We start from the raw sequence: 24,172 nt of genomic DNA on the forward strand, positions 1-24,172 counted from the left end.
CTGATGGATATCGCAAGTTCGCTCTCACCGGTGATCCAGTTGTAATCGACACCTCGGTAGGACGTGGATCAAGTGTTGGAATAGTGCCGCTTACGCCAGGCCCACCAATCACTTGTAGTAGATGTCCACTGACGCCGAGGCATTGAACGGGCCGATGATCGCCTCGTTGCTGGTCCATTTCAGCCGGGCCAGGAAGTTCTGCGGTATTTGTCCGTTACTGGCGGTATTGGCCATCAGGAGAAATTCCTTGTTGAACGGAATGCGAGCGAGCGTCTCCTTACGGAACAACTGAATGCCGACGGATGAGTTGTCGTTCGGTATCAGGGTGTAGCCGTCCTTTGCCTTGGCATTGATCGGTGTGAGCTGGGCGCCAAGGCCATAGACGCTGGAGCAGGGTTTGTTAACGGTGATGGTCAGCGGCAGTTCCTTTATCTCTTTGCCTGCTTCGGCCAGGCTCGGGTGGATGTGGCCGAAGTAGACCGTTTCGGGGGAAATGCTCAGGGTCGCGCCGCAGGCGATGTAGCGCATGTTGCTCAGGCCATTCACATACATGCGGAAGTTCTTGTCGAGGTGGTCGTTCATACCGCCGACGCCGTCCAGTTGGAAGGCGCCGTAAGCACCGACGACCCCTGTCAGCTTGCCTTCCTTGCCTGTACTCGGTGCGCTGCGTTTGGAAACGAAGAAGCTGTAGCTCAACTGTTTCGTAATGGCCTTGTCCGGGCACCCGTTGCCACCTGGCGCGGTGTTCGTGCCGCAATAGAAGTAGAAATACTCGAGTTTCTTCCGGCAACGGCCTTGGAACCGCTCCATCCCGTTGTCGCAGTAATAATCATGGCCATCCAATCGAATGCCCAACTCCAGGTCCGGGCCCAATTTGGTGTAACCCGGATCGTCCGGACTCAAATAGAAGTAAACGTATTCACCACTCGCGGAGCGGTCCTGCCAGCAGGTGATACTTATGCTGTATTCCGGCGAACGCCATAACACCGTGTTCTTCGGCAAGGTGTTGGACACGGCAATGGTGGTGTCTATGTAAGCCGTATCAGAGACTTCTCCAGTAATCTGCCAACCGTTTTTGCTGGTGTCTTTCAGGCAGGCCAGGGCGAAGCTCTTCTGGGCCAGCGCAAGCATCAGGCCGAGGAACACCAATCGGATCATGTTCTTCATGTTCGTTTTTCCTTGGGTCAGGAGCGGGGGGAACCCTGGCTTTTCCCGCCAGGTTCGAGTGCCACGTGGTAGGCGCGTGGGTTACCTGCGTCGCTGATGACCTGGTAGTGGAAACCCTCAGGCGGGCAGGTGGGCGTGTCCAGGACGTGCGATGAGAAGGGCGAAAGCATCAAGTGTTCGATCGGCGTGCCACAGCTGCGGCCATCGGGCGCCTTGGCTTCGATATCGCTGAGGGTCAGGTAGTAGGGGGAGGGGTTGCTGACCCTGGTATGGCCTTCGTTCCCTGGCTGCCGTTCCCAAGTCAATGCGGCTCTGGCTGCGTCCGGAGTCATCTGCAGGGCCGGGCGATAGAACAACTTGAAGCGATGCCGGAGGGCGATCTGTAGCACGTTCGGGTCCTTTGGCGCCTTCGGGACTTCCAGCGCGCTGAGCAGAAAGTAGGATTCGCGATCCTCGGGCAGCCCGTGGCCCAGGTAGAAAACATCCACTGTCGCTTTCTGCCGCGCCGGAATTCGCATCAGTGGCGTGGAAAGCGCCATGGGCAGGTCCCGCGCCTCTTCCCCATCTCCCCAGTCGAGGGTGACTTGCGCGAGGGCGGCTTCTTTGTCTTCGTTGGCCAGAGTTATGGTCAGGCGAGCGTCCGCCATGATGAAGCGGCTTTCCCCGTTGAAGGAGAGTTCCGCCCTGGCATTTGTGGATGGCCCTGCCAAGAGTAGAAAGAGCAATGGGAAGAATGAAAAGCGGATTTTGTTAATTGTGCGGAAGTTTAATCCTGATCGAATGCATGTTTTTGTTTGTGCATCTCTTTTTGGGATTTTCCCAAAGAGGTTTATGGCGTCATGTAAATGATGATATTTATGGCTTCTTGAGTTAATTATTTTGGCTTTGCCATTGCAATACATAGGATTAAATGACATCGCAACGTCATGGCGCCATGGTATTGCTATTCCTGAAGATTCACTCCGTATCATAAATGTGAGCTCTGTTTTTCTTGGGTCTTTCGACTTTAAGCTTCATGGCTGAATTGCCAAAAGTTTGCAGTTTTTTCACATTTGGTCTATCGGCTTTCCATTTTTTGGCTTGTAGGAAACGTCTTCCTGATCGTGGAATAGGAGGAAGTTGAATGATTGAATTCGAACCCAACAACTCAAGTAACAGGCGGCGATCTTCACCTATATCGACCGCTTGAAGCGGCCGATCCTGGTCGCCGGCGACACTCCGGCCAGCGGCGGCTACATGCTGCTCAATGGCGCCGCGGAAAACGGCATGCACCTGTGGATCAAACACAAGGCCAAGTACATGGGCCAGGTCAACGGGATGATCAGGGAGCATTCCGCCGTCCAGTCCAAGGCCGGACTGCCGGTGACGGCGGAGAAGAACTGGGTGATCGTGACGCCAGAGCAGATTCAGCAGGGGCATACCTTGTACAGGCTTCAACTCATCGGGCCGGCATGACTGTTTGGTTTGGAGTGGGAGACGGGGCTGCCGAGAACGCGAGCAATTCAAGCTTGGATGTCGGGGCCGTGCGAGACTCCAGCACGGCTACCGGCCAATCCGCCGACGATGGTCGACACTTATCGTGTAGCCAGTTAAAGGGCCGGGGCCAAGCATGTGAGCGTGCAGTCCCCTATCTGCACGATAATGATCCAGTTGTAGCCGATAATGTCGGCACACCATATGGGCAACCAAGTGAGCGTTTTCAAGAAAGTGGCGTGATGGTGTTTATAGAGTGTCGATGACGATTGTCAGTATCGAATCGATTTTCCCTACTGTGAGAGGACTCGATGGATCGCGTTTGAGCTTGGCGTTGAATCGTTGTTTTATCGTCTGACTATCTATATCGAAAGTGCCGTCTTTAAGTTTGAAGGTTCTATTCAAGTCTATCGTTTTTCCGTCTTCGGTTTCTATCTCGATGACCACGCCTGTAGCACAGCCTTTGCACTTTATATCGAGGCTTCCATCGGTGCGGAGATTCGCTGATTCGAAACGAAATGACGCGGCATTGTTGAAGAACTCGGCATTCTGCTGGCTGCCACAGTTGCCTATTCCTAGTTTAAATGGCTTCCTGATAGTGTCGTTGATAATATTGGCTGCGGCTACGAATCCAAAATCAACGGTTTGCTGTACATCGGTAATGCTGCACGGAGTCACCAGCAGTTGGGCGGAGGTGCTAAGTTTCAAAGGGGCCCAGTCAGTACTGTTAGACCCAGCATACCAATAAGATAAAAGCTTGCCCTTCGTGGAGAGGCTTACGTCATGAAGCCCTGGAGCAAGGGTCGTACTGGCTTTGGTTTTCACCAGTTCGGCCAGAACGGGAACACTCATCGCGTGAGAGGAGCCGCGTGATGGCTTCTCTATCTTGAAGACTTCCGACCATCCGCTACAGGATATGTATTCGCCATTTATATTCCTGTAACGAATTCCTATTCCGTCGAGCGGAGTGGGGCAAACGTTACCTGATCCCTCGTTGGGTTTGACTTGTATATAAAAATCATATCTGGAATTCCATATGGAATTCGGTTCGTCAAAACAGGTGATGTTGCCAGACATGGCGATAGTGCCCAGCACTCCATTCAACGGGGTGAGGTTGAAGGGGCGCAAACTAGATAGTTTGACGTTAACTGTGTTGTTCCCCGGTGAAGCGGATGAGCTACTGCGACACACATTGTTTGCTGAGGAGTTTGCATAAGCAAGGGAAGGCAGAAGTAGTAGCGTAAAGCAACCGATGATGAGTCCTTTAATATGCGTCATTTATAAAGTTCCTCTACAAGATTCCAAGCTAATCCCCGCGCACTGCCTATCTTGGCGGCCTTGATGGAGATGCTGGCGGGCAGGGTGATGCCTTTCTCCATATTGGAGTGGTTGGGTGTGCACGTGGCGTAGGCATTGGTCCAGGCCAGGCTCGCGGCGAGGGCCAGGCTGGTCAGCATCAGTTTGTTCAGGACGTTGGGGAACATCGCGTTAACTCCTCGGCCTTCACAGGGGTTGCTCGATGGGGCTAGGACGGCAGGACGCGGCGACCCGTTCGTAGGCCAGCTCCTTGTTCACCGGCGGCAGGGAGTAGTCGATCGTGCAGGCACCCTCGCTCCAGCGGATCGCCAGCCGGCCCTGCTCCTGGATGCCGAACACCAACAGGCGGGACAGGTTGTCCACCATGCCCAGTACCTTGTCCTTCTCGTCATGTGCCTGGGCGCCGAAGGGAATCTTCTGGCCGTTGTCCTGGCTCAGGTCGAACTGCACGCGGCGGCCGGATTCGGCGGCGAAACGGCCCTTGACGATGGCGCCACGGGTCGGCACGACCATCTGCGCGTTGTCGGCGATTTCGGTATCGCTGCCCAGGGTATTGGTGTCCAGGTTCAGCCAGTTGTAGCGGTAGGGCTGGGCATAGGGGACCACGGCGTAACCCTTGCGGTCGGTGCGGACGGACTGGTAGCCCTCGACGCCGACCCCGCGGATTTCCGGTACCTCGACGAGGGCGAAGGTTTCCCCCACCGGCGCGCCGAAAGTCACCCCGCCGCTGTGCAGCACCACGGAACCCGCGGCGCTCAGGTCCATGTGCTTGTTGTCGCGGCCCTGGCTGTAGTTGGCGTTCAGCTTGGATTTCGGGGTATCCCAGCCGATGCCCAGGCTGCCCGAGCTGCCCCCGCGATCGCTGTGGCTGGCCTGGGCGGCGTAGTTGACGGTGTTTCCTTCGTCCAGATAGCCGGTAACGCTGGTCTGCAGGCTGGAGTCGCCATCGTTCGAGGAAATGGCGCTGGCATTGACCCGGTGCGAGCGGGCGCCGCTGCCAAGGGGAATGCTGATGGAGGCGGTGAACTGGGTATCCGACTGCGCCGCCGGGCCGGAGTCCTGGGTGCGGGACATGGAGAGGCTGTAGCTGGCGGAGCGCACACTGCTGCTGTAGCCGAGCTGCCAGCGACGGGTACTGCCCTGGCGGTTCCAGTAGTTGGTTTCGCCTACGCCGAGGAACAGGGAGCTGCGCCCGTTGAGCGTCTGGTTGATGTTCATGTCGAAACGGCTTTTCTGCCGACCCACGCTCGTGCCGCTGATGTAGTCCATGTCCTCCACATGCTGGTTCAGGGTGCGGTAACCCTCGGTGGAGTAGCGGTAGCCGACCATGGTGAAGGTGGTGTCGGTGGCGGCCAGGGTCTTGGCGTACAGGAAGCGCGCGCTCTGGCCCTGGTTCTTGTTGCCGCTGCGGGCCTTGGACTGGCTGTTGGTGACGTCGAAGGACAGGCCGCCGATGGGAGTGTTGACGCCCACGCCGAGGTTGGCCGCGTTGTACTTGTCCGCCACCACCGCGCCGCCGTAGCCGGTGAGGTTGTCGGTCATGCCGTAGACCGCGGTGCCCTGGGTGAAGTTGGGCGAGGCAAGGCCATCGGTCTGGTACTGGCCGGCGGCGAAGCTGTAGCGCAGGTTGCCGCGCCGGGTCATCACCGGCAGGTAGGAGAAGGACTGCTGGAAGCTGCGCTCGCGCCCGTCGGCTTCGATGATCCGGACTTCCAGGTCACCATTGGAGCCGCTGGGGTAGATATCGGTGATCTCGAAGGCCCCCGGCGTCACGCTGGTGGAGTAGATCACGTAGCCGTTCTGGCGCACTTCCACCGTGGCGTTGGTCTCGGCGATGCCGCGTACCACCGGGGCGTACCCGGCCTCGTTGTCGGGCAGCATGCCGATGTCGGAATTGAGTTGCACGCCGCGCATGCGCACGCTGTCGAAGATCTCGCCCGGGCTGTAGAGCTCGCCCACGGCCAGGGTGCCCTTGAGGCGACGGATGTCCCGTTCGGCATAGGTGCGATTGCTGCGGAAGGTGTTGCGCATGCCCGTCCCGCCGGTCAGCGAGGAATCGTTGCGCAGCCGCCAGCCCAACAGGTTGAAGCCGTTGCGCAGGCCGATGTAGCGGTAGTCGCTGGTCCGGCCGTCCTGGATGTTGCGGCTGAAGTTGGTCTGGTAGTTGCTGAACAGGGCGGTGATGCCGTCGTCCCACAGGGCGGGGTCGACGTAGCCGCGGGCATTTCGCCGGACGTAGGCCTGGGGAATGCTGATCATCAGGGCCAGCTCGGTGACCTCGAATTCCACCGAGGCGCCCTGGATGGTGGCGGCGACATCCAGCGGCGCGACGTCTTCCAGGTTCGCCGGGAGGATGTTTTCCCGCATCAGCCGGGCGACATCCACGCCCAGGGATTTCAGCAGGCCCAGCTGGATCAGTGGCCGTACGATGCCGGTCGTGGCATCGGCGGCGAAGTTGATGTCCTGGCGGGTGGCCAGTGCATGGTTCAGGTAGATATCGACGCTGTAGGAGCCCGGCAGCACGCTGCTGCCCTTTTCGAAGTACTCGAGTTCGACCGCTCCGCCGCTCTGGTTCAGGAACAGCTCGTTGAACTCCGCGGCCAGGATGTCGCCCGGCATGGTCAGGCCAAGGGCCAGGAAACAGGACGACCCGGAATAGGCGGCAATCTTGAAATTGAACTTTTTCATGAAATTGGCCATGTAACTATCCCTTGAGTCGAATTCCCCGTGCCGGAGGAAATAACTCTTTTGAAATGTGCTGATTGACTTCAGGCGTTGATATTGGGGCGATGAAACTTGCTATTTAGTTGGCGAGTTCGCTCGTGTGCTTGTCGACTCCGCCATAGTCATTGATGGTTTCGAACTCGACTTTCCGGGAACCGGAAGTGTTGCCGGGGAAGTTCTTGATACCCAGTTCGAGTGTCGACCCCGGCGCGGCCATGTCTGCGTCCACGTCGTAGGACTTGCCGGCGCTGATGAACTTCACTCGGCCGAAGGAAACATGGAAGGCCGAGGTATTGCTCACTTCCAGGCCCTTGCCGGTCAGGCGCCATTTCAGGGCGGCGGGAGCGTCCTCGACTTTTCCCGGCAAGCCGGCGGGGCGATAGAAGAACTTGATCCGCTGGCGCAGGGCGATCTGCAGGGTGTTCTCGGATTTCGCCTTCTGCGGAATTTCCTGTACGTTCAGGCGGAACAGCGATTCCTTGTCGGTCGGCAGGCCTTGCCCGTAGTAGAGGATCCGCAGGTTCTGCTGCTTGTTGCCGCCCAGGCGGCTCAGCGCGGGAGTGATGGCGAACGGAACATCCTGTTTCCCCGTGGCGCCTTCGTCTTCGATCCAGGACTGGATCATGATGTCCTGGCTCGCCTGGTTCTTGACCAGCACCGAGGCCTCTTTGGCGGGGGCGCTGAGTACGACGCGCGTGCTGCCCAGGGTGATGCCGGCCGACGCCAGGCTGGAAACGAGCAGCAGGCAACCACCCAGCAGGATCTTGGAAGACAGTTGATAGCTCATGGTGAACTCGCCTCTGGTGCGGAGGGGGCGAGCCCCCTCCGGTATTGATGGATTAGCGGTAGGTCAGGGTGAAGGGCAGGGTGCCTTCGGCGGTACCCGGCTTGACGTCTTCCACCTTGCCGCTCATGACGTAGCCGGCGCGCAGGTTCATGTCGGCTTTGTAGGTGACGTCCGGCTCGGTGCCGCTCTTGACCAGTTCGGCCTCGAAGACGTCGCTCGAGTTGGCCAGGTTGATGCGGGTGCCGTCGGCCTTGTAGAGGCCGATGCCGACGCCTTTGGCGTCACCGGTGGTCTTCAGCAGGCCGGTGTTGCTGTCGAAGCCGGAGCCGGAAGCCGGGTCGAACTTCAGCTGGACGTGGGTCAGGCCGGTGCCGGTGCCGCCGCAGTCGAGGTTCAGGTTGATGTTGGTGCCGCCCGCGATGCCGCCGCCGGCGGTGCCGCCCAGGGTGTCGATGGAGACCTTGCCGAGTTCGACGTCGATGATCTTGTTGCCTTTTTCACCGCTGACACCGGTACCGGCGCCGCCGGAGATGCCGCAGGAGGCGGCGACAATTTCGCCGGTGAAGTTGATGGTGCCGTCGGCGGCCATTGCGCCGTTGGCCAGGAGGCTGGCGACAGCGGCGGCCAGCAGACTTTTCATGGAGATAGTCACGATAGAACTTCCTTTTGGCTGATTGAGGTTTTTGCGTCGTTGAACTCCTTGGGAGTTGGTTAAATTTTCAAGGAAACTTAGAAGCACATCTATAAAGCCATTCCTACGGGACTACTGGTTTTCTCTCATTGGCTTGTAGGGTTTTTCCTACAAAGTAGGAAATTCATGTTTTTATTTGATCTGTATCAACAGGTGGCGGCAACCAAGTGCCGGATTGAAGTTGGTGCGTAAGTTCTGAATATGGATTTGTGTTTTTCTGAAGGAAGTTTCTGACCGTTCAATACAGTCAGTAATGGCGGAGTTTGGGCGGGTTGATGGCGCGGAAGTTCGCGGTGGGAAAACTCAACCCATCGGCGGGGTCGAGTGGGCAGGGCCGTCCAGGAGGCATTGGACGGCCCTGCGGGTTCGGCAGGTTGGGGCGCGAACCGCTGGGCTAAGGCAACTGGCGCAGGCCGTACTCCAGGCTTGCCGCCGACAGCTCGCCCATTTGGCTGTGCCGCAGCCGGCCCTGCGGGTCGTAGAAGAGTGTGGTGGGCAGGCCGAAGGAACCGGTGGCCTGGCCCAGGCGATTGCCCCTGTCCAGCAGGACTTCCCGGGGCGCCAGGCCTTGCTCGGCCAGGTAGCGGGTCACCGCCTCGGCATGTTCGCCCTGGTTGACCAGCAGGAAGCGCACCTGTGGGCGGGCCTTCTGCGCCGCTTCCAGTACCGGTATTTCGCGGCGGCATGGCGGACACCAGGTGGCCCAGAGGTTGATAACCAGCGGGCGGCCATCCAGTTCGCGCAAGTCCACCGGGCGACCTTGCAGGTCCATCAGGCTCAGGGCTGGCAGCTGCCGGCTGCGTTCCAGGGCCGAGACCACCGCCTGGCCGCCACCCCAGACACTGCAGCCCACCAGCAGGGCGATCACCAGGGGGTGCCGCAGGGCCGGCTGGCGCCAGGCGAGCAGGGCTCCCAGCAGGGCGGCGGCGATCAGGCCGGGCCAGAGCAGGAAGCCGCCATCGCGGATATCCACAAGGCCCAACGGCTCGTCCGAATACTGCTCGAAGTAGCTGGCGGCGAAGGCCACCCGCGCCGCCAGCAGGCCGCCGACCAGCATCACGAACAGTGTGCCTTCGGGATTGGCCTTGCGCTTGCGACCGGCCAGCCAGCCGGTGAACAGCGCGGCGAAGAACCCGAGGTAGAGCAGCGCATGCTGCATGGGGATGGCGAAGGGGCCGAGGTTGAAGCTGGTCATGCTGGTCTCCGCTGGAACAGGCGGCGAGTATCGCAAGCTGGCGTGGTGAGGGCAGGGCCAGGCTGTGGATAAATGTTTCGGGCGCTGCTCTGAGCGGGGGGGCCTTTCCTGTGGGGGCGAATTCATTCGCTATGCAGACCGAAGGTCTGCCCCTGGGAACTCCAGGGGGCAGCTTCGCTGCCCTTAGCGAATGAATTCGCCCCCACAAAAAGCCAGGTTGTGGTTGCCGGGTGAGGACTCAACGCACCACGTGCAGGAAGTGCAGGTGCTTCTCGTACTGGTCGAGCAGGTCGCCGATCACTTCCTCGCGGCTCCAGCCCATCACGTCGTAGTCCTGTCCGCCTTCACGCAGGTGGACCTCGGCGCGGAAGTACTTGCGTGCGTCTCCATTCTCTTCGCCGTTGTCACGGGCGACGAAGCGGGGCAGGAGCAGCGAGCGGGGACGCACCTCATAGGAGAAGTCCACTTCATCGCCGTGGCCGACGTTCAGCTTGCAGCGGCCGTCCTCGCCGTTCTGCACCGCTACCTGGCACCCCTGCTTGCGCAGCTCCTCGGCCACTTCCTGGCAGGCCGGGCGCACTACCTCGTCGATGAAACGGGTGACGTGGACGCGGCGGGGGAACATCAGGATGTTGCGCAGACGCCGCTGCCAGCCGCCCTCCTGGCGCTGGGGCGGGCGCGAGAGGTTGAGCGCCTGGTAGCGGATATCACGCTTGGTGGCGTCCAGGCGCAGGGCCTTGAGCAGCCCCCAGGTGGCGGCCAGCAGCACCACGGCGAAGGGCAGGGCGCTGGCGATGGTGGCGGTCTGCAGGGCCTTCAGGCCGTCGGCCAGGAGCAGGGCCATGGCCACCACGCCGGTGAGGATCGACCAGAACAGCCGCTGCCAGAGCGGCGTGTTTTCCTTTCCGCCGGAAGCCAGCATGTCCAGCACCAGGGCACCCGAGTCGGCAGAGGTGACGAAGAACACCACCACCATCATCACTGCCATCAGCGACAGCAGGGTGGAGAAGGGGAATTGTTCGAGGAAGGCGAACAGCGCCAGCGAGCTGTCTTCGCGGACGGTATCCACCAGGCTGGTCACGCCCTGGTGCAGCACCATGTGGATGGCCGTGTCGCCGAAGATGGTCATCCACAGCAGGGTGAAGCCGGCCGGGACGAAGAGCACGCCGCAGACGAATTCGCGGATGGTGCGCCCACGGGAAATGCGTGCGAAGAACAGCCCCACGAAGGGCGACCAGGACAGCCACCAGCCCCAGTAGAGCAGGGTCCAGCCGCCGATCCAGTCGGTGGGTTCATAGGCGTAGAGGTTGAAGGTCTTGCTGACGATCTCGGAGAGATAGCCGCCAGTGTTCTGCACGAAGGTCTGCAGCAGGAACACGGTGGGGCCGAGGACAAGTATCAGCAGCATCAGCAGCGCTGCCAGGGCGAGGTTGAGCTCGGAGAGTACGCGGATGCCCTTGTTCAGCCCGCTGGCCGCCGAAAGGGTGGCCAATGCGCAGGTGACGGCGATCAGCACCAGTTGTACCGGCACGCTCACCGGCAGGCCGAACAGGTGATGCAGGCCGCTGTTGATCTGCAGCACGCCGTAGCCCAGGGAGGTGGCGATGCCGAACACGGTGCCGAGGATGGCGAAGATATCCACAGCGTGGCCGATGGGGCCGAAGATGCGCTCGCCGATCAGCGGGTAGAGCGCGGAGCGCAGGGTGAGCGGCAGGTCGTGGCGGAAACAGAAGTAGGCCAGGATCAGCGCAACGATGGCGTAGATCGACCAGGCGTGCAGGCCCCAGTGGAAGAAGGTCAGCTTCATCGCCTCCTTCGCCGCGGCCACGGTGTTGGGATCGCCCACCGGCGGATTGACGTAGTGCATCAGCGGCTCGGCGACGCCGAAGAACATCAGGCCGATGCCCATGCCGGCGGCGAACAGCATGGCGAACCAGGTGCCGTTGCTGTAGTCGGGCTGGCTGTGGTCAGGCCCCAGCTTGATATCGCCGAGGCGGCTGACGGCGAGGAAAAGTACCGTGATGAGGATCAGCGCCACGCTGAGCACATAGAACCAGCTGGCGTTCTGCACGATCCAGTTCTGGATCTCGCCGAACAGGGCCTGGGCCTGGTCACGGGCGAGGGTGCTGAAGAGCACCAGGGCGATGATGAGGAAAGCGGAGCCGAAAAAGACCGGCGGGTTGAGGGTGGATTGCGAAGACTTGATTGCCTCCATTGAGCTAGCTCTCCTTGTAATCGGATGGCCGCCAAGGGCGGAAGGCGCGCAATCCTAGCACAATCGATAGAGCAGAGCTTTCGGTAGGATGTTTCTGATAGTTTTAATCTGCATTTTGACTCGGGCGAAGACCGTCTTTTGTAGGCGTGAGGGAGAGCGGCGACGGGACTTTCCCGGAACTCATCCAGGCTACGGACCTGTAGGAGCGAGCTTGCTCGCGAACAGCCCGAGCACGATCTTTCGCGAGCAAGAACTCGGCGTCCCCCTCGCTCCTACAGTTGTTCTCAGGTACGCCCCCGCTTCAGGTCATGGACTCCGGCCGGTACTGCAAGGCTTCTCCCAGGTGGTGGCGGCCGATGTGCTCGGCCTGTTCGAGGTCGGCCAGGGTGCGGGCCACCTTGAGGATGCGATGGGCCGCGCGCAGGGACAGGTTGAGGCGTTCGCAGGCCTCCTCCAGCCAGTTGCGGTCGGTGCCCTCCAGGGCGCAGTGCTGGCGCAGGCCCTTGAGGTCGAGAAAGGCGTTGGCGCAGCCCTGGCGCTGGAGCTGCAGGCGTCGCGCCCGGGCCACTTCGGCGGCGGCTTCCGTACTCCCGGGGCCGGTACTGGTGGGGGGCTCCAGGGCGGTGGCTTCGCGGGCCACCGTCAGGTGCAGGTCGATGCGATCCAGCAGCGGGCCGGAGAGCTTGGCCCGGTAACGCTGGATCTGTTCGGGTGTGCAGCGGCAGCGTCCGCCGGGGTCGCCGAGATATCCACAGGGGCAGGGGTTCATCGCCGCGACAAGTTGGAAGCGTGCCGGGAAGCGCACCTTGTCATGGGCGCGGGCGATGACGATTTCTCCGCTTTCCAGGGGCTCGCGCAAGACCTCCAGAACCTTGCGGTCGAATTCTGGTAGTTCATCGAGGAAGAGCACACCCTGGTGGGCTAGCGTGATCTCGCCCGGCTTGGGTCGGCTGCCCCCGCCCACCAGCGCGGCGCCAGAGGCACTATGGTGCGGCTGCCTGAACGGGCGCTGCGGCCAAGCCTGCAGCGGTGCATGACTGGCCACCGAGTGGATGGCCGCCACTTCCAGCGCCTCGTCTTCCTCCAGGGGCGGTAACAGGCCTGGCAGGCGGCTGGCGAGCAGGGTCTTGCCGGTGCCCGGCGGACCGCAGAAAAGCAGGTTGTGACTGCCGGCGGCGGCCACCAGCAGCGCTCGCTTGGCGGCGGCCTGGCCCTGGACCTCGGCCAGGTCGGGGTAGGGCGGGCGTTCTTCCAGCAGCCCCTTCGCTTCGTAGGGAGCAAGCGGCGTATGGCCGGCGAAGTGGGCTGTCAGTTCCAGCAGGTGCCCGGCGGCCAGCACCTTGAGTCCACCGGCCAGGCTGGCTTCCTCGGCATTTTCCTTCGGCACCACCAGGGTGCGTCCGGCGGCGCGGGCGGCCAAGGCGGCGGGAAGCACGCCCTGGACCGGGCGCAGGGCGCCGGACAAAGCCAGCTCGCCCAGGCATTCGACTTCGTCCAGGGCGTTGGTGGGCAACTGGCCGCTGGCGGCGAGTACGCCGAGGGCGATGGCCAGATCGAAGCGGCCGCCATCCTTCGGCAGATCGGCCGGGGCGAGGTTGAGGGTGATGCGGCGAGGCGGGAAATCGAAGCCGCTGTTCTGGATCGCGCTGCGCACGCGGTCCTTGCTTTCCTTGACGGCGGCTTCCGGCAGGCCGACCAGAGTCAGGGACGGCAAGCCATTGGCGAGGTGGGCTTCGACGGTCACGGCAGGGGCTTCGACGCCGACCTGTGCGCGACTGTGGACGATGGCCAGGGACATGATCACTCCTTGATCGGTCCGCCGGGCAGGACCGGGGTCAGTCGGCCGACGGCGGATTCAGCTTGGCTTCCAGTTCGGCGACCTTGGCTTCGAGGGCCTCCAGGCGGGCGCGGGTACGGGCGAGGACGACCATCTGGCTGTCGAACTCGTCGCGGCTGACCAGGTCGAGCTTGCCGAAGGCGCTCTGCAGCAGGGCCTTGAACTGCGCCTCGACCTCGGCGCGAGGCAGCGGGCTATCACCGCTGAACAGGCGTGAAGCAGTGGAGGCAAGCGTATCGAGCAGGGCTTTGGGCGGCAGCATGGTGGGTATCCAGAGGTGAATGGGGCGGGAGTCTACCACGTGGCCGGAGCCGGGGCGGGCGATGGCCGGCGCACACTTTTTGAGCAGGGCACCGGGGCGTGGCGCACTTCTTTGGTGCGTTATGGGTGGGGCTTTTGCGGCCAAAGGCCGGCACTGCGCCAGTATCTACTTGAAAAGAGACACTTTGCAGGGAGCTGGCAAGATTTCTGCTAGGTGGTGAGCGACGCATGCACCGATGCAGTTCCGGTGCACCGGGCGAGGCGGGGGAGTGTTTCGCCAGAAGCGGTTGGTTTTTTTGTCGGAGTGCCGAGCCAGGGCGGTCCGACGCGTTACAAAGCCAGACACTGCGCTTAGACTTGAGCCGGGTTCGTTTTTCCTGGGGCAAGTCAACCAAACACGGGAGAAGTTTCATGAAGCTAGTCACCGCCATCATCAAGCCTTTCAAGCTCGACGACGTGCGCGAGTCGTTGTCGGAGATCGGTGTGCAGGGCATCACGGTCACCGAGGTCAAGGGCTTCGGACGGCAGAAGGGCCACACCGAGCTGTACCGTGGCGCCGAGTACGTTGTCGATTTCCTGCCCAAGGTGAAGATTGACGTGGCTATCGCCGACGACCAGCTGGATCGGGTCATCGAGGCCATCACCAAGGCAGCCAATACCGGCAAGATCGGTGACGGCAAGATTTTCGTCGTCAATCTGGAACAGGCCATCCGTATCCGTACCGGCGAAACCGGCACAGACGCGATTTAAGCCGCCGAACCCCAACGCCCCAGGAGAAAACAACATGACTCTGCGTAAAACCGCAGGGCTAGGAGCCCTTTTGTCCCTCGTTACCCCCGGCCTGGCCATGGCCGCCGACGAGGTCGTGCTGAACAGCGGCGATACGGCATGGATGATCGTCGCTACCGCGCTGGTGCTGTTCATGACTATTCCCGGTCTGGCACTGTTCTACGGCGGCATGGTGCGGTCCAAGAACGTTCTTTCGGTGATGATGCAGTGCTTCGCCATCACCGGCCTGATCAGCATCCTGTGGGTGGTCTACGGCTACAGCCTGACCTTCGACACCACGGGCATGGAACAGGGCGTCGTCAACTTCAACTCCTTCGTCGGCGGCCTGTCCAAGGCTTTCCTCAGCGGCCTGAACACCAGCAGCCTGGTGTACGCGGTGCCTGAGAGCGTGTTCATCACCTTCCAGATGACCTTCGCCATCATCACCCCGGCCCTGATCGTCGGCGCCTTCGCCGAGCGCATGAAATTCTCCGCCATGCTGATCTTCATGGCCGTCTGGTTCACCCTGGTCTATGCGCCGATCGCCCACATGGTGTGGAGCGGCAACGGCGGCCTGATGTGGGACTGGGGCGTGCTGGACTTCGCCGGCGGCACCGTGGTGCACATCAACGCCGGTGTCGCCGGTCTGGTGGCCTGCCTGGTGCTGGGCAAGCGCAAGGGCTACCCGCACACCCCGATGGCCCCGCACAACCTGGGCTACACCCTGCTCGGCGCCGCCATGCTGTGGATCGGCTGGTTCGGCTTCAACGCTGGCTCCGCGGTAGCCGCCAACGGTACTGCCGGCATGGCCATGCTGGTCACCCAGATTGCTACCGCCGCCGCTGCCCTGGGCTGGATGTTCGCCGAGTGGCTGACCCACGGTAAGCCGAGCGCCCTGGGCATCGCTTCCGGCGTGGTTGCCGGCCTGGTCGCCATCACCCCGGCCGCTGGTACCGTCGGCCCGATGGGTGCCCTGGTCATCGGCCTGGTCGCTGGCGTGATCTGCTACTTCTGCGCCACCAGCCTCAAGCGCAAGGTGGGCTACGACGACTCCCTGGATGCCTTCGGCGTGCATGGCGTCGGCGGCATCGTCGGCGCCCTGCTGACCGGCGTCTTCGCAGCCCCAGCGCTGGGTGGCTTCGGCACCGTCGAAGACATCGGCGCCCAGTTGCTGACCCAGTTCCAAGGCGTGGCCTTCACCGTGGTCTACACCGGCATCGTCACCTTCGTGATCCTCAAGGTGCTGGACGTGGTCATGGGCCTGCGAGTCAACGACGAGGAAGAGACTGTCGGTCTCGACCTGGCCCAGCACAACGAGCGCGGCTACAACCTCTGATCCTTGTGATTTCCCCGTTCGGCAGCTGCCGGCGGGGGAATTGGCAAGAAAGCCGAAAGGGCGCCGCAAGGCGCCCTTTGTTTTTTCAGCGGCCGCGCTAGAATGCCCGCCGAACGAGCCGAGACAGGTATTTGCGGATGTGGCAGCAGACCCTGATCACCTTGCGCCCGAGGCCGCGTGGCTTCCATCTGGTCACGGATGAAATCCTCGCGGCATTGCCGGAACTGAGGCGCTACCGCGTCGGTCTGTTGCACCTCTGGCTGCAGCACACCTCGGCTTCCCTGACGGTCAACGAAAATGCCGACCCTGCAGTGCGTCGGGATTTCGAGCGATTCTCCAATCGCCTGGTGCCCCAGGGTGAAAGCGACTATGAACATGATTATGAAGGGCCGGACGATCTGCCCGCGCACTTCAAGGGCAGTCTCCTGGGCTGCCAGCTGAGCTTGCCGGTCCATGACGGGCAACTGGCGATGGGCACCTGGCAGGGTGTCTACCTGGGCGAGCACCGCGACCAGGGCGGTGCGCGCAGGGTGATGGCGACCTTGCACGGCGAGGTGCCCTGAATTTTTTCCGGCAGCGTTAGAAAGCTGGCGCAGCTGGGCTATAACTAACCTGCTTTGGCAAGGCATGAGGTAGAACATGAGCGACGAAGAACTGGAACAAGACGAGCTGGAAGCGGCCGACGAGGACGACGGCGAAGAGTTGGCTGCAGCCGATGATGGTGATAGCGACGACGAAGGCGAGGCCCCTGCTCCCTCCGGGAAGAAGGCCAAGGCCGCAGTCGAAGTCGAAGAGATGCCCAGCATCGAAGCCAAGCAGAAAGAGCGTGACGCCCTGGCCAAGGCCATGGAAGATTTCCTGGCCCGTGGCGGCAAGGTGCAAGAGGTCGAGCCCAACGTGGTAGCCGACCCGCCGAAGAAGCCGGACAGCAAGTACGGCAGCCGCCCCATCTGAGGCAGGCACCCGTCGAAGAAGCCCGCTATATGGCGGGCTTTTTCATGGGCGATTGGAATGGCGTGGGGCGGGCACTTGTGGGGGCGAATTCATTCGCGAAAGTCCGCGGGCTCGCCCGTCGGATCTGTCGGGTGGACAGCGCTCTTTTGTCCACCAGGTCTGCCATGCCGAACGCCGATGGTGGATCGGTGAAGCGTGATCCACCCTACGAGAGAGGCTCTTCCCTCAATGCCAGCGCGCCAAGCGCGCCAGCACGCCGGGCAGCTCGGCCAGGCTGGTGATTTCCGCATCCGGCAGCTGCTCGCCGCTCCACTCCTTGCCAAGGGGATTGAACCAGATGGCGCGCAGGCCGGCGCGGCGTGCGCCTTCGATGTCGTCGGCCGGATGGTCGCCGATGTGCACGGCTTCCCCTGCGCTGACCCCGCCCCGCTTGAGCGCTTCGAGGAAGGGCACCGGGTCCGGCTTGCCGATGCCCAGTTCCTCGGCGCAGAGGGCGAACTTGAAGTAGTCGGCCAGGCCCAGGCGGCGCACGTCGGCATTGCCGTTGGTGATCACCCCCAGGCTATAGCGGTTGGCCAGGCGCTCCAGGGTGGGCACGGTGTCGGGGAAGAAGGTGATGCGGTGACGCGCGTGGAGCATGGCTTGGAAGGCACCTTCGGCCAGGTCTACGGCGTCCTCGGCGGAATAGCCGACGCCCTGCAGCGCGCGGCGCAGGGTGCGCCGGCGCAGCTCGCTGAGGCGGTGCTTGAGGGCCGGCTCGGCGGCCAGGACCTCGGCGCGTATGGCCCAGAGGTGCTCCACCGGCAGGGTTCCCAGGGCTGGGGTGTGTTCCATCAGCCAGTCGCGCATGGCCGTTTCGGCACCCTCGATTACAGGGCGGTTGTCCCAGAGGGTGTCATCCAGGTCGAAGGTGATCAGTCGGATGCTCATTCGTCCGCTCCGCGTCGCTTGGCCCTGGGGTGGGCCTGGTCGTAGACCGAGGCCAGGTGCTGGAAGTCCAGGTGGGTGTAGATCTGGGTGGTGGAAATGTCGGCGTGGCCGAGCAGTTCCTGGACCGCCCGCAGGTCCTGGGACGACTCCAGCATATGGCTGGCGAAGGAGTGCCGCAGCATGTGCGGGTGCAAATGCTGGCCCAGTTCACGAACACCGGCCTGGCGCACCCGCAGTTGGATGGCTCGTGGGGTCAGGCGGCGGCCCTGCTGGCTGATGAACACCGCCTGGTCGCCGGGGCCGGCCATGGCGCGCAGCGGGAGCCACTCGTCCAGCGCTTCGCGGGCCTTGCGCCCAACCGGCAGTTCGCGGGTCTTGTTGCCCTTGCCGCGCACGCGCACCAGGCCGGCGGCGAGGTCGAGGCCGTCGAGGTCCAGCCCCACCAGCTCGGAGAGGCGCAGGCCGGAGGAGTAGAAGAGTTCCAGCATGGCCTGGTCGCGGCGGGCGATGAAGTCGTCTTCCACGGCGCCGTCCAGCAGCTGCAGAGTGCGGTCGGCGTCCAACGCCCGGGGCAGGCGTCGGGCGCCTTTGGGGGCAGATAAGCCGTTGGCCGGGTCGTGGCGGCAGCGGCCTTCGCGGATCAGGTACTGATAGAGGCCGCGCACGGCCGAGAGCAGGCGGGCCAGGCTGCGGCTGGAGAGGCCATCCTGGTGCAGCCTTGCGACGAAGCTACGCAGGGTGCGCACGTCCAGGTCGTTCCAGTCGGCGATGGCGAATTTCTCGCAGAGCGCGCGCACTTTCAGTAGGTCACGGTGATAGCCGTCCAGGGTGTGGGCCGAGACCTGGCGCTCGCTGCGCAGGTGGTTCAGGTAGGCATCCAGGTCGGCTTGCATGGGACTTCCTTGGGATGCGCGGTGTGCGGTTATCTCACCGAACGCAGCGGTGTGGCGAAGCGCGGCAGCACTCGGGCCAAGACTTCGGCGACATAGCCGAGGAACAGGGTGCCGAGGGAGCTCTTGTAGTGCTGCGGGTCCGGGCTGCCGATGGCCAGCACGCCGTGCAGGCCCTGGTGCGTCAGGCTGACCACGGCGGCGGAGCCGACCTGGTCGCGCTCATCACTGCCGAAGAGGAACTCCAGCTCGTGGCTGCGCAGCACGCCGCAGATGGTCTTGCCGCCCGCGAGCAGGCCGCCGATGCTCTGGTGCGCCTCGGCTGCGCTGACGCTGCGGCCCACCGGCAGGGCGTTCTCGCTGAACAGGATGAGGCTGACGAAGGGCACCTGGAACTCATGGCGCAGGCTGTCTTCCACCGCGCCCACTACTTCCTCCAGACAGGAGGCGTCGAGCAGGTCGAGCGCCAGACGGCGGGTCTTGTCGAACAGCCGGTCGTTCTCCCGGGCCACGTCCATCAGCTGCGACAGGCGATGGCGCATCTCGATGTTGCGCTCGCGCAGCAGCTTGATCTGGCGCTCCACCAGGGACACGGCATCGCCCGGCTGGTGGGGGATGCGCATTTCGGGAATCAGCTCTTCGTGGTGGACGAAGAACTCCGGATGGAGGCGCAGGTAGGCGGCCACGGTCTCGGCGTCGAGGTGATGCGGCTGATCCTGATCCTGATCCTGGTGCTGGTCGGTCATAGGCGAACCTGTCCTTCGAATACGCGGACGGCGGGTCCGGTCATCATAACGGGGTGCCCCGGGCCTGCCCACTCGATGCAGAGCCGGCCGCCCGGCAGGTCGAGTTGCACCGGGGAGTCCATCCAGCCCTGACGGATCGCCGCTACCGCTGCGGCGCAGGCGCCGGTGCCGCAGGCCTGGGTTTCCCCCGCGCCGCGTTCCCAGACACGCAACTTGGCCAGCTTGCGGTCGACTATCTGCAGGAAGCCGACATTCACCCGTTGCGGGAAGCGCGGGTGATGTTCCAGCTTAGGCCCCAGGCTGTGCACTGGCGCAGTGGCGACGTCATCGACGCGCAGCACCGCATGGGGATTGCCCATGGAGATGGCCGCCAGTTCGACGGTCTGCCCATCCACGTCCACCGGGTAGCTCAGGGCTTCGCCGTCGGCGCTGAAGGGGATCTGCTGCGGGACCAGGCGCGGCGGCCCCATGTCCACGGTGACCTGGCCATCGGGCCGCACATCCAGCTCGATGATGCCGCCCTTGGTTTCGACGCGGATGCGCTTCTTCACCGTCAGGCGCTTGTCGAGGACGAAGCGGGCGAAGCAGCGTGCGCCGTTGCCGCATTGCTCCACTTCCGAACCATCGGAGTTGAAGATGCGATAGCGGAAGTCGACATCCGGATTGGTCGGCGCCTCGACTATCAGCAACTGGTCGAAGCCGATGCCGGTGTGGCGGTCGCCCCACTGCTTGGCGTGTTTGGGCTGGATGTGCGCGTGCTGGCTGACCAGGTCGAGGACCATGAAGTCGTTGCCGAGGCCGTGCATCTTGGTGAAGCGCAATAGCATGGCTGCGCCCTCACTGCGGCAGCAGGCTTTCGCCGGCGTAAAGGTCTTCGATCGTTTCGCGGCGGCGGACCTCGAAGGCCTGCTCGCCGTCCACCAGCACTTCGGCGGCGCGGCCGCGGGTGTTGTAGTTGGAACTCATAACGAAACCGTAGGCGCCGGCGGAACGTATCGCCAGCAGATCGCCCTCGGCCAGCACCAGCGTGCGTTCGCGGGCGAGGAAATCGCCGGTTTCGCAGATCGGGCCGACCAGGTCGTAGGTACGTTCTTCGCCGGTATGGGGCTCTACCGGCACCACGTCCATCCAGGCGTCGTAGAGCGCCGGGCGGATCAGGTCGTTCATGGCCGCGTCGATCACGGCGAAATCCTTGTGTTCAGTGTGCTTGAGGTATTCCACCTGGGTCAGCAGCACGCCGGCATTGGCGACTATGGAACGCCCTGGCTCGAACAGCAGCGCCAGGTTGCGGCCCTGGATGCGCTGACGCACGGCCTGGATGTAGTCGCCGGGCAGCGGCGGCTGCTCGTCGCGGTAGCGCACGCCGATGCCGCCGCCGAGGTCGAGGTGGCGGATCGCGATGCCGCGCGCTTTGAGGCGGTCGATCAGCGCCAGCAGGCGGTCGAGGGCGTCGAGGAAAGGCTCCAGGCTGGTGAGCTGGGAGCCGATGTGGCAGTCGACGCCGATCACGTCCAGGTTCGACAGGGTGGCGGCATGGGCATAGACGGCTTCCGCTTCGTCGATGGCGATGCCGAACTTGTTTTCCTTGAGGCCGGTGGCGATGTAGGGGTGGGTGCCGGCATCCACGTCGGGGTTCACCCGCAGGGACACCGGGGCCTTCACTTCCATGGCCGCGGCCACGTTCTGCAGGCGTTCCAGCTCGTTGCGCGACTCGACGTTGAAGCAGTGCACGCCGGCCTCCAGGGCGCGGCGCATGTCGTCGCGGCTCTTGCCGACGCCGGAGAAGACGATGCGCGAGGCATCGCCGCCCGCAGCCAGCACGCGCTCCAGCTCACCGCTGGAGACGATGTCGAAGCCCGCACCCTGGCGCGCCAGCAGGTTCAGCACGCCGAGGTTGGAGTTGGCCTTGACCGCGTAGCAGACCATGCCCGGCGCGCCGGCGAGGGCGTCGGCATAGGCCTGGTACTGGGCCTCTATATGGGCACGGGAATAGACGTAGGTAGGCGTGCCGAACCGGGCGGCGATATCGGACAGCGCTACGCCTTCCGCGAACAGCTCACCGTCGCGGTAAGTGAAAGCGTCCATGGCGACTCTCCCGGTCAGCGGATGTACACGTCTTTCTGGTGTTCTTTCGCTGCTTTTTCGTCGTCCGGCAGATAAAGCGGGCCTTTCTGGCCGCAGCCGGCCAGCAGACAGGCGGCGGCGAGCAGGGCGACGAAGGGGGCGTGGAGTCGCTTCATGACGGAATCCTTGCAGAAAACGTGAATTGTTCCGGAGTATACCGACCCCCCGACGCCTTGCCTATTCGGCGGAATTCCCGTCCGGCGTGGCCTGCGGGCCTGCGCGGGGCTAGCATTGGCCCCTGGAAAAAGGAGATCCCATGGACATCGGCGCATCCCTTGCCGGCTCCGTCTCGGTCGCCTATCTGCAGGGACTGGTGGAGCACCTTGGGCAGAGCGGCGTGGCCCCGGCCGAGCTGCTCGGGCATGTGCAGCTGACCCCGGCCATCCTCGCCCAGCGCGACCAGCGCATCGCCGCCAGCGCCTACCTGGAGCTGCTCGGCCAGGCCGCGCGCCTGTCCGGCGACCCGCAGCTCGGCCTGCACCTGGGCGAGGCCGTGCGGCCCGGCTACTACGGTGTGCTGGGTTACCTGCTGATGAGCTGCGCCACCCTGGCCGACGCCCTCCATCGACAGGCGCGCTATGCGGCGCTAGTGGGAAACCTCGGCCGCGTGGAGCTGGCCGACGAACCAGTACGCGAAGGCCTGGAGCCGCAGGTGGCGCACAGTTGGCAGCCGCTTCTGCCGCAGCAGCGGGTCCTGCTGGCGGAGGAGACCCTGGCCGGTTGGGTGACCTTCGGCCGCTGGATAACCGGACTGGACATCCCGCCCACCGAGGTGCGCTTCCAGCATCCGGCGCCGGCGGACGTCTCGGAGCACCTGCGCATCTTCCGCTGCCCGGTATCGTTCAACCAGGTGGACAACGCCCTGGTCTTTCCCCGGCGCCTGCTGTCGACGCCGCTCGGCCAGGCCGACGCCGAGGTTCGCCGCCTGTTCGATGCCTATGCCGAGCGCCTGCTCGGCGAGTTGCGCCAAGGCCATAGCGTCCTCGACCGCGCCCGCGAGTCGCTGGCCGCCCAACTGGCCGCCGAGGGGCCGGACCTGGAGCGGCTCGCCGAGGCCCTTTCCCTCAGCCCGAGAACCTTGCAGCGCCGCCTGCGGGAGGCCGGGTTATCCTTCAGCCAGCTGGTGGACGAGACTCGCCAGCAGCTGGTGCTGCACTATCTGCGCGATCCGGCCCTGGAACTGGCCGATATCGCCTTCCTGGTCGGTTTCAGCGAGCCCGGCTCCCTGGCCCGCGCCTTCCGCCGCTGGACCGGACAGAGCCTCGGCGAGTACCGTCGCCCTTCACACCCTATGCCCTGAGGTAAACCCCGATGAGTTTGAGCGAAGCCCGATTCCACGACCTGGTCGATGCCGTCCAGGAACAGGTGGAAGACGCATTCGATGACAGTGACCTGGACATTGACCTGGAGAACAGCGCCGGCGTGCTCACCGTGCGCTTCGAGAACGGTAGCCAGGTGATCCTCAGCCGCCAGGAACCGCTGCGCCAGCTCTGGGTGGCAGCGCGTTCGGGCGGCTTCCACTTCGACTACGATGAAGCGAGCGGCCGCTGGATCTGCGACAGCAGCGACGAGCCCCTGGGCGAGCTGCTCAACCGCGTGACCCGCGAACAGGCGGGCGAAGACCTTGAGTTCGACGAACTCTGACAGCGCCTCTGCGGCACGCCACCCGTCGCCTTGTGTCCGACGCTGCTGTCTGGATGAGACCGACGTCTGTGTAGGCTGCGGTCGAACCCTGGCGGAAATCTGCGAATGGAACCAGGCCAGCGACCCGCGTCGCCGCGAGATCTGCGCTGCTGCCCAGCAACGGCGGCGCCCGATGCCCGGCTGACCGCGCGGTCTTGCCAATCGCCGCCGTGCTGACGTACTGTCAGGCCTCCGGGCAAATTGTCCGGGCAGACAAATTCTGAAACCCCGCCTTCGGGCGGGGTTTCGCTTTTTTCGAGTCACACAAGGAGTCTTGCCTTCGCCATGAACACCCAGCCGACCATCACCATTACCCGTCTCGACCTGCAACGCCTCGAGCGCCTGCTCGACAGCCTGGAGGAGTTCGGCCCCGGTGCCGAGGCGCTGGAGCGGGAGCTGGCGCGCGCCCAGGTGGTTGGCCACGACGAGGTGCCGCCAGGCGTGGTGACCATGAACTCCCGTGTGCACTGCCGCGAAGAAGGCAGCGGCAAGGACTACCACCTGACCCTGGTCTACCCGGAAGACGCGGGTGGCGAGGGCAAGGTTTCCATTCTCGCCCCGGTGGGCAGTGCGCTGCTCGGCCTGTCCGTCGGCCAGCACATCGACTGGCCGGTTCCCGGCGGCAAGACCTTCAAGCTGACGCTGCTGGCTGTCGAATACCAGCCCGAGGCGGCCGGCGAATACAGCCGCTGATCCCCCCTCGCCGCCCCGCCGGCTCAGTCTTGCAGGGCTCTGCTGCCGTAGGGGCGATTTCAGTTGCTATGTCTGCGTTAGCTGTTGCAGCACCGAATAGATGCGTCTAGTACGGCTCTTTCAGACCTCCGCGCCTGCCTGATGCATCCCTCACCCCCGGCCCCCGCCCTGCGCCCCAGCCTGATCGCTGCGCGCTAAGGCGCTTATCGGCACCGGAAGCGGTGCTTCCGACAGCGTGCCTCTTCGCCCCGGAGGGCGAGGGGTGACTCGCGCCTGACAGGACGCGGTAATCCTGATGCCTGCTCATTGCCTGAACCAGTGCAGAAGAGGTGGGGCAGCGACTCTGCCCCGTCAGCAGGCCGAGCGGAAGCGTTGCGCAGG

General features: G+C 63.4%; 25 protein-coding genes and 1 pseudogene. 9 read left to right on the forward strand and 17 right to left on the reverse strand.

Annotated elements, in window-relative coordinates; genetic code table 11:
- Positions 1-108 precede the first annotated feature (108 nt).
- Positions 109-1,167 carry a fimbrial protein gene (locus tag E8F11_RS14980; RefSeq protein ID WP_280289615.1) on the reverse strand — a complete coding sequence of 353 codons (1,059 nt, stop codon included), beginning with the start codon at positions 1,165-1,167 and terminating at the stop codon, positions 109-111.
- A 17-nt stretch (positions 1,168-1,184) separates the two neighbouring features.
- Positions 1,185-2,084 carry a molecular chaperone gene (locus tag E8F11_RS14985; RefSeq protein ID WP_280289616.1) on the reverse strand — a complete coding sequence of 300 codons (900 nt, stop codon included), beginning with the start codon at positions 2,082-2,084 and terminating at the stop codon, positions 1,185-1,187.
- Between the two features lie 238 nt (positions 2,085-2,322).
- Here E8F11_RS14985 and E8F11_RS14990 point away from each other — a divergent pair.
- A pseudogene (locus tag E8F11_RS14990) lies at positions 2,323-2,622 on the forward strand (hypothetical protein); the annotation flags it as partial.
- A 267-nt stretch (positions 2,623-2,889) separates the two neighbouring features.
- On the opposite strand, the gene E8F11_RS14995 reads toward E8F11_RS14990, so the two are convergent.
- The 9 genes from E8F11_RS14995 to E8F11_RS15035 all read right to left on the reverse strand — a co-directional run bounded on the left by E8F11_RS14995 (position 2,890) and on the right by E8F11_RS15035 (position 13,668).
- Positions 2,890-3,918 (reverse strand): fimbrial protein, encoded by a 1,029-nt coding sequence (locus E8F11_RS14995; protein WP_280289617.1) that lies wholly within the window; start codon positions 3,916-3,918, stop codon positions 2,890-2,892.
- Positions 3,915-4,124 (reverse strand): hypothetical protein, encoded by a 210-nt coding sequence (locus tag E8F11_RS15000; RefSeq protein ID WP_280289618.1) that lies wholly within the window; start codon positions 4,122-4,124, stop codon positions 3,915-3,917. The genes E8F11_RS14995 and E8F11_RS15000 overlap by 4 nt, the downstream gene beginning before the upstream one ends.
- 19 nt (positions 4,125-4,143) lie before the next feature.
- On the reverse strand, positions 4,144-6,657 hold the full coding sequence (locus E8F11_RS15005) for a fimbria/pilus outer membrane usher protein (protein WP_280289619.1): 2,514 nt from the start codon (positions 6,655-6,657) through the stop codon (positions 4,144-4,146).
- Positions 6,658-6,760: 103 nt separating this feature from the next.
- Entirely contained in the window at positions 6,761-7,468 is a 708-nt protein-coding gene (locus tag E8F11_RS15010; RefSeq protein ID WP_280289620.1) for a molecular chaperone, read from the reverse strand.
- Positions 7,469-7,520: 52 nt separating this feature from the next.
- Positions 7,521-8,120, reverse strand: a complete 600-nt coding sequence (locus tag E8F11_RS15015) for a fimbrial protein (RefSeq protein WP_280289621.1) — start codon at positions 8,118-8,120, stop codon at positions 7,521-7,523.
- A 433-nt stretch (positions 8,121-8,553) separates the two neighbouring features.
- A complete protein-coding gene (locus E8F11_RS15020; protein WP_280289622.1) occupies positions 8,554-9,354 on the reverse strand; it encodes a TlpA disulfide reductase family protein in 801 nt (266 codons plus the stop codon).
- A gap of 238 nt (positions 9,355-9,592) precedes the next feature.
- Positions 9,593-11,569, reverse strand: a complete 1,977-nt coding sequence (gene betT / locus E8F11_RS15025; protein WP_280289623.1) for a choline BCCT transporter BetT — start codon at positions 11,567-11,569, stop codon at positions 9,593-9,595.
- 301 nt (positions 11,570-11,870) lie between these two features.
- Entirely contained in the window at positions 11,871-13,367 is a 1,497-nt protein-coding gene (locus E8F11_RS15030) for a YifB family Mg chelatase-like AAA ATPase (RefSeq protein ID WP_280289625.1), read from the reverse strand.
- Positions 13,368-13,404: 37 nt separating this feature from the next.
- Entirely contained in the window at positions 13,405-13,668 is a 264-nt protein-coding gene (locus tag E8F11_RS15035) for an accessory factor UbiK family protein (RefSeq protein ID WP_280289626.1), read from the reverse strand.
- Between the two features lie 410 nt (positions 13,669-14,078).
- Between E8F11_RS15035 and glnK the strand changes: the two genes are divergently transcribed.
- The 4 genes from glnK to sutA all read left to right on the forward strand — a co-directional run bounded on the left by glnK (position 14,079) and on the right by sutA (position 16,725).
- Positions 14,079-14,417, forward strand: coding sequence for a P-II family nitrogen regulator (glnK, locus tag E8F11_RS15040; RefSeq protein ID WP_003457590.1), 339 nt, complete (start codon positions 14,079-14,081; stop codon positions 14,415-14,417).
- Positions 14,418-14,451: 34 nt separating this feature from the next.
- Positions 14,452-15,771 carry an ammonium transporter gene (locus E8F11_RS15045; RefSeq protein ID WP_280289627.1) on the forward strand — a complete coding sequence of 440 codons (1,320 nt, stop codon included), beginning with the start codon at positions 14,452-14,454 and terminating at the stop codon, positions 15,769-15,771.
- A gap of 137 nt (positions 15,772-15,908) precedes the next feature.
- Positions 15,909-16,334, forward strand: a complete 426-nt coding sequence (locus E8F11_RS15050) for a secondary thiamine-phosphate synthase enzyme YjbQ (RefSeq protein ID WP_280289628.1) — start codon at positions 15,909-15,911, stop codon at positions 16,332-16,334.
- A 76-nt stretch (positions 16,335-16,410) separates the two neighbouring features.
- Positions 16,411-16,725 (forward strand): transcriptional regulator SutA, encoded by a 315-nt coding sequence (gene sutA, locus E8F11_RS15055; RefSeq protein ID WP_280289629.1) that lies wholly within the window; start codon positions 16,411-16,413, stop codon positions 16,723-16,725.
- Positions 16,726-16,950: 225 nt separating this feature from the next.
- Here the strand turns inward: sutA and E8F11_RS15060 are convergent, their stop codons facing one another.
- From E8F11_RS15060 to E8F11_RS15085, 6 genes are read right to left on the reverse strand one after another with little or no spacing between them, the layout of a single operon-like run.
- Entirely contained in the window at positions 16,951-17,655 is a 705-nt protein-coding gene (locus E8F11_RS15060) for an HAD-IA family hydrolase (RefSeq protein WP_280289630.1), read from the reverse strand.
- On the reverse strand, positions 17,652-18,548 hold the full coding sequence (gene xerC, locus E8F11_RS15065; protein WP_280289631.1) for a tyrosine recombinase XerC: 897 nt from the start codon (positions 18,546-18,548) through the stop codon (positions 17,652-17,654). The genes E8F11_RS15060 and xerC overlap by 4 nt, the downstream gene beginning before the upstream one ends.
- Before the next feature lie 29 nt (positions 18,549-18,577).
- Complete coding sequence (locus E8F11_RS15070) at positions 18,578-19,291, reverse strand: DUF484 family protein (protein ID WP_280289632.1); 714 nt, start codon at positions 19,289-19,291, stop codon at positions 18,578-18,580.
- The gene (dapF, locus tag E8F11_RS15075; protein ID WP_280289634.1) at positions 19,288-20,118 is read right to left on the reverse strand and encodes a diaminopimelate epimerase; all 831 of its coding nucleotides are present in this window, start codon (positions 20,116-20,118) and stop codon (positions 19,288-19,290) included. Before dapF ends, E8F11_RS15070 begins: the two co-directional genes overlap by 4 nt.
- Before the next feature lie 10 nt (positions 20,119-20,128).
- Entirely contained in the window at positions 20,129-21,376 is a 1,248-nt protein-coding gene (gene lysA / locus E8F11_RS15080; protein WP_280289635.1) for a diaminopimelate decarboxylase, read from the reverse strand.
- 14 nt (positions 21,377-21,390) lie between these two features.
- Positions 21,391-21,531, reverse strand: coding sequence for a lipoprotein (locus tag E8F11_RS15085; RefSeq protein WP_280289636.1), 141 nt, complete (start codon positions 21,529-21,531; stop codon positions 21,391-21,393).
- Positions 21,532-21,671: 140 nt separating this feature from the next.
- Here E8F11_RS15085 and E8F11_RS15090 point away from each other — a divergent pair, with 140 nt between their 5' ends.
- The 4 genes from E8F11_RS15090 (at position 21,672) to rnk (ending at position 23,791) form a co-directional block, all read left to right on the forward strand.
- Positions 21,672-22,715: an AraC family transcriptional regulator gene (locus E8F11_RS15090; protein WP_280289637.1), complete on the forward strand. Its 1,044-nt coding sequence runs from the start codon at positions 21,672-21,674 to the stop codon at positions 22,713-22,715.
- 11 nt (positions 22,716-22,726) lie between these two features.
- Entirely contained in the window at positions 22,727-23,059 is a 333-nt protein-coding gene (cyaY, locus tag E8F11_RS15095) for an iron donor protein CyaY (RefSeq protein ID WP_280289638.1), read from the forward strand.
- The gene (locus E8F11_RS15100; protein ID WP_280289639.1) at positions 23,040-23,243 is read left to right on the forward strand and encodes a DUF1289 domain-containing protein; all 204 of its coding nucleotides are present in this window, start codon (positions 23,040-23,042) and stop codon (positions 23,241-23,243) included. The genes cyaY and E8F11_RS15100 overlap by 20 nt, the downstream gene beginning before the upstream one ends.
- A 140-nt stretch (positions 23,244-23,383) precedes the next feature.
- The gene (gene rnk / locus E8F11_RS15105) at positions 23,384-23,791 is read left to right on the forward strand and encodes a nucleoside diphosphate kinase regulator (RefSeq protein WP_280289640.1); all 408 of its coding nucleotides are present in this window, start codon (positions 23,384-23,386) and stop codon (positions 23,789-23,791) included.
- Positions 23,792-24,172: the final 381 nt, after the last annotated feature.

The organism is Pseudomonas sp. BN417 (assembly GCF_029871205.1).
In the GTDB taxonomy this organism is placed as follows: Bacteria; Pseudomonadota; Gammaproteobacteria; order Pseudomonadales; family Pseudomonadaceae; genus Metapseudomonas.